The sequence below is a fragment of the Alteromonas sp. AMM-1 genome (genome assembly GCF_047290655.1).
In the GTDB taxonomy this organism is placed as follows: Bacteria; Pseudomonadota; Gammaproteobacteria; order Enterobacterales; family Alteromonadaceae; genus Alteromonas; species Alteromonas mangrovi.
In genome coordinates, this window is sequence record NZ_JBLBUE010000209.1 from 1 (window position 1) to 5,419 (window position 5,419).

A 5,419-nucleotide genomic window follows, 5' to 3' on the forward strand; every position below is an offset into this window, starting at 1 on the left:
CTGGAAAACCTGTCTGCCGAAGGGGTGAAAACCCTGGAAGTATTCAAAACCTCTACGGTGGCAAATCCCAGTGGTGGTTTAGGTGCAACAGTGAATATTGTCACCACCAAGCCGCTTTCGCAGCCGGGTCAACGCTTTTCATTAATGGCTAAAGCGCGTCATGATGAATCGGTTGAACAGGGCGATAAAGTGACCCCGGAAATTGCTGGTGTGTACAGCAACACCTTTAATGACGACAAATTTGGTGTAGCGTTCAGTTTTAACCACTATCAGCGCGACTTCCAGCGTCAGCAAGCCAACATTCAAGGCTGGCAGGCGAATGTGGATTTACCTGATTTGGATGACACTAAAGCTATCGACCCACGCGCCATTGATGAAAACGGCGATCGCATCGGCAATCATTTCTTCCCGAAAGACATGAACTACGGCATTGACGACGTTGAAAACGAGCGTACTAATGCGCAACTGACACTGCAATATGCTCCAACCGACGATGTGAAAGTGACGCTGGATTACACGGCAACTAACGCTGTAGTGGGTGTTGAAAGCATTGGCTGGGGGATTTGGAACGAATTCGGCGGTAATATTAATGCCTACGAACTCGACGAAAACGGCACCGCTATTTATGCCGATATTGGTGGTAATGACGGTTCATTTACCGCGAGTCGCGGTACTACCGAAGTAGACGCACGCTCGATTGGTTTGAACGTTGAGTGGCAGGTGTACGAAGATCTTAAACTGAATATCGATTACCACGATTCTAATAACGAAATCGACAATGGTGCCGATAAAGGCATGGGCAGCAATGGTCAGATAATTTTGGGTTCAGATCAGTTGATTTCTAAAATTTATGATTATCGCACCGGTGAAATTCCGCACGCCTACATTAACTGGCGCAACGGCACCAATGAGTTAATGCCCAGTGAAATCGACTCAAACTTCAGTCAGTTTATTCACTCGCCAGGTGAATCAACCATTGAACAGTTACAAGTTGATGGTGAGTGGTTCAACTCTAAATTTGATATTCCCATGGCGGTTGTGAAGTTTGGTTTAGCACGCACCGAGCAAACCATGGGCGGCCATAGTGCGTGGAGTGGATTGCGCGGTGGCCCGGGCTTTAACCCGAGCTTTACCGAAATCTTCCCCGACAGTATGTTTGTTCGCCACGATACATCCGGATTGCTGGATGCCTTTGCTGGTGGTGGCAGTGCGTTAATGCCAAACTACTACTATACCTACGACTTCGACGAAGCCGTTGCCCGTCAGATGGCGTATTTAACCGAAGAAGTGATGGGCAGTGATGTATACGTGCCGGATGCCTATTTCGACGGAATCGACAGTGAAAGCTATGTTGAAGAGGTAACTAACAGCTTCTACATCCAAACGGAATGGGATTTCGAGGTTAAGGATTACCCGGTAGAACTGATAGCGGGTTTGCGTTATGAAGAAACCGACGTTACCAGCACCGTACGCCAGCGTGTTGAAAAACAGGTTAACTGGGTAAGCGCCTCTGAGTGGATCATGCAGTATGAGGAAGGCGGCACAGACAACTTCCTGACACAGTTCGGTAAACACGATGTACTGTTGCCAGCCATTGATCTTCGCGTTGAGTTAACCGACGAATTGATGGCACGTTTCTCGTGGGGCAAGAGCATGGCGCGTGCACCACTGGGCAACCTGGCGGGTGGTCGTGCGTTAAGTGGCAGCCCAAAACCTGGCTCGCGTACCGGTGGTCAGGGCAACCCGAACCTGTTGCCGTTTGAATCGACTAACCTGGATATCGCGCTGGACTATTACTACGATGAAGGCAGTTACGCGTCTATTGTGTACTTTAAGAAAGACGTAGATAACTTTATTCAGACGACCATTACAGAAACCACCATTGATGGCTTGTTCGATATTTACAATGGCCCGCGTTATCAGCAGGCAATTGCCGATATTGAAGCCCGTGGTGAGCAGGCTACCAGTACGGCTATTTTCGAGCAGATGCTGGCAAATGGTCATGGCAACGCAGATGGCCAGATTGAGCCAAACTCCAGCGATCCGCTGATCGTGTGGAACATCAGCCAGCCTACTAACACCGATTCCAAGTCGGTAGATGGATTCGAAGTGGCGGTTCAGCACTTGTTTGGTGAGTCTGGTTTTGGTGTGGGCGTGAATGCCACGTTTGTGCAAGGCGACGTTGAGTTTGACGTTGAAAGCCTGACACAGCAAGCGCCACTTACCGGTTTAGGTGATTCTGCTAACTTCCAGGGCTTCTACGAGAAAGATGGCCTGTCGGTTAAAGTCACCTACGCCTGGCGTGACGATTACCTGTTAGGGGTAGGGCAGTCACAAGGGTCTTCAGATGCGCCACCACAGTTCTTTAAAGACTTTGGGATCTGGGACATGAGTGTAAATTACGACATTAACGAATCGCTAACTATGTTCCTGGACGTGTTGAACATTACCAACGAAACAGAACAGGGTTACGGTCGTTATCAGGAGCAATTCTTGTTTGCTCGTCAGTACGGAACACGTTATGCACTCGGTGTGCGTTATACTTTCAACTAACGAATAGTGGTTGAAGTACGTGTAGAGCCCGGTTAGGTAAGTAACCGGGCTTTTTTAATGCTACAAAAAAACTAATCGAATACGGCGATAGTTTGTCTGCTCAGGGCAACTACACGCTGCTTGTCGTCCCAAATGGTTGCTTCGGTGTGAGCATAGCCATCTACCGCTAATTTCGTATCAACCTGATAGCCAAACCACGGATTCTCACCTGTGACTTCCAGTGGCTGCACAAACTCAATATCCCAGCTTACGGTGCTCACCGGCGCCGGCAATTTAAGCTGCTGAATAATCGCTGGTGGCCAGCAGTCGATCATAGTAACCAGGTGCGTGGGAGTGAACGTTGCTGGCGCTTGTTTGAAGCGCATCCAGCCATGGTAATGACTGTGCTTACTCCAGCTAAATGGGATCTGCCCTTGTTCTATCGCCAGTTCAAAGTGGCGGAAAAAGTTGGGTGTTACTTTAGGAATTTGCGGTATAAACTTGGCTTTTTTCGGCAGCGCCATGTTGTGCTCTGGCAGTTTATCAACGTGAATTTTAGATTTACGGCCTACGCCAAAACAAGCCTGTACACACACGCATACCCGATTATTTTGTACCAATTTACCTAAATACTGTGACATGTTTCTGCCAGTGCGCAGTTCTTCTACTACCAGTTCAAACGGCGTGTCAAAACTCACCGGGCCAACAAAGTTAACATGGTAGGCGCGAATGCTGCGGTCGCTACTCACAACCTGAGCTAGCGCGTGATAAATCAAACCGGCAGTAATGCCCCCAAATGCCGTGCGACCCTGACCCCAGTTACCAGGCAATCCCGGATGTGAGCTTTGCCACAGGATTTCTGACTGTGCGGCGGTGTTTGTGGTTAACGCTAATAGTTCATCGATATGCATACTGACTTCAAATACCTGAATTTGTGGCTGCAAAACAGGCTTAAGCCTGAATACTGCCGGTAATGCTTACTCTTGTTAGTGTGGTATTATCGGGTAGCTTTGTACAGAACACGACTCATTCCTGTTTATATACCGTTATAATTGGTTATTTACCCCATGTCTCACACTCAAATTGTCAGTGCGCGCAAATCCTATTATGTACTATTCCTACTTACGCTGGTTTACGCGTTTAACTTTGTGGATCGGCAAATTATTGGCATTTTGTCGCCGCTGATAAAAGCCGATATGGCATTAACCGATGCACAATTGGGATATTTGAAGGGAATTTACTTTGCCATGCTTTACACGCTTACGGGGATCCCTATTGCCTGGCTGGCCGACCGCGCGAACCGGGTAAATATCATTGCAGTGTCGCTGGCGATGTGGAGTGGTTTTACGGCGTTATCGGGACTGGCAACACAATATTGGCAGTTGGCATTGTGCCGTCTCGGTGTAGGGATTGGTGAAGCCGGTGGCACACCGCCCGCGCATAGCATCATCGCCGACTTATTTCCAGCTACACGTCGGGCAACAGCGTTAGCCTTATATTCATTAGGGATCCCATTGGGGATCATGCTGGCCTATCTGGCATCGGCCTTCATGTTAAGCGGTGGCGAGGCCAACTGGCGTGCGGTGATGATTGCAGTGGGTCTGCCCGGTGTGTTACTGGCGTTGGTGCTTAAGTTTACGGTGAAAGAACCGGTAAGGCAGGTATCAACTGCTAAGCCACTCTCGTTTATGGCTGGCATTCGTTCTTTTATTTCTATTCCTGCCTGGTGGGGAATGGTGATGGGGATCACGCTGTCTTCATTCGCGAACTACGCCATTACGGGCTGGCAAATAGATTATTTTGTTCGCCGCTTTAGTCAGGTAGATTTGGTGGAATTGCTGGTTATTTTTGGTGTAGTAAACGGCACCTTGTATGCACTGGGTGTGTGGGCAGGCGGCGTCATAGCCGATAAATGGGGGCAGCGTTACAAGGGGGCTTATGCAATGCTACCCGCAATAGCCCTGTGTATTGGTGTGCCCGCTTTTTTCATCGCCATCCATTCTGAACAACTGGTAGTGGCCATTGTTGGATTTACGTTGTTGTTAGTTACCTCTGGCACCTATTTTGGCCCATGCTTCGCCATGGTTCAGTCACTTGCTCCTGCGCAGTGCCGGGCAATGTCTACTGCAGTGTGCTTTTTCGTACTCAATCTGATCGCGCTGGGTGGCGGGCCTACTTTTGTTGGGCTGGTAAGTGATGCCTACACCGAAACGTTAGGGGAGTTGGCTGCACTGTTGGTTGCGTTTAAATGGCTGGGTGTACCCTTTGTTTTGTCGATTTTATCGTTTGTGTGGGCGGCACAAAGGTTAGAAAAAGATCTTATCGCGGTGAGCCGGGCTAACTAAAACAAAAACGGGCAACTCAGGTTGCCCGTTTCATCAGATTAACTACTTGATTAGTCTTGTGGAATAATGCCGCCACCAACGGGTTGGCCCAGCATTTCACGGGTAACCAGCACGTCACCTTTTTCCGATACACGGAAACCGCGACGGCGGTCTTCCTCGTGATCGTAGCCAATTACCGTGCCTTCCGGAATTACGCAGCCGCGGTCAATGATCACTTTGCGCAGACGGCAATGACGCTTAATTTCAACATCTGGCAATAACACGGCTTCTTCAATCAGGCCGTATGAATGAACGCGTACGTTAGAGAAACACAATGAACGGCGCAGCGTAGAGCCCGAAATGATACAGCCGCCAGATACTACCGAGTTAATGGCTTCGCCACGGCGGTCCTGGTCTTCCCACACGAATTTGGCTGGAGGCAACTGTTCCTGATAAGTCCAGATCGGCCATTTGCGGTCGTATAGGTTCAGTGCAGGTACCGGCGCAACCATTTCCATATTGGCTTCCCAGAATGAATCCAGCGTACCTACATCGCGCCAGTA

Annotated in this window: 3 protein-coding genes and 1 pseudogene; 2 read left to right on the top strand and 2 right to left on the bottom strand. The window is 49.2% G+C overall.

Features of this window, described 5'->3' with window-relative positions:
• Positions 1-2,553, top strand: a 2,553-nt coding sequence (locus ACLR2L_RS18590; RefSeq protein ID WP_413370322.1) for a TonB-dependent receptor, incomplete at its 5' end; no start/stop codon positions are given.
• A 71-nt stretch (positions 2,554-2,624) separates the two neighbouring features.
• Here ACLR2L_RS18590 and ACLR2L_RS18595 read toward each other — a convergent pair.
• Positions 2,625-3,476: an acyl-CoA thioesterase gene (locus ACLR2L_RS18595; RefSeq protein ID WP_413370323.1), complete on the bottom strand. Its 852-nt coding sequence runs from the start codon at positions 3,474-3,476 to the stop codon at positions 2,625-2,627.
• Positions 3,477-3,599: 123 nt separating this feature from the next.
• On the opposite strand from ACLR2L_RS18595, the gene ACLR2L_RS18600 reads away from it, so the two are divergent.
• The gene (locus tag ACLR2L_RS18600; RefSeq protein ID WP_413370325.1) at positions 3,600-4,877 is read left to right on the top strand and encodes a spinster family MFS transporter; all 1,278 of its coding nucleotides are present in this window, start codon (positions 3,600-3,602) and stop codon (positions 4,875-4,877) included.
• Between the two features lie 50 nt (positions 4,878-4,927).
• Here ACLR2L_RS18600 and glgC read toward each other — a convergent pair.
• A pseudogene (glgC, locus tag ACLR2L_RS18605) lies at positions 4,928-5,419 on the bottom strand (glucose-1-phosphate adenylyltransferase); the annotation flags it as partial.

Coding starts and splice junctions, on each gene's coding strand:
- ACLR2L_RS18600 (WP_413370325.1), top strand. CDS start 3,600: ATGTCTCACACTCAAATTGTCAGTGCGCGCAAATCCTATTATGTACTA.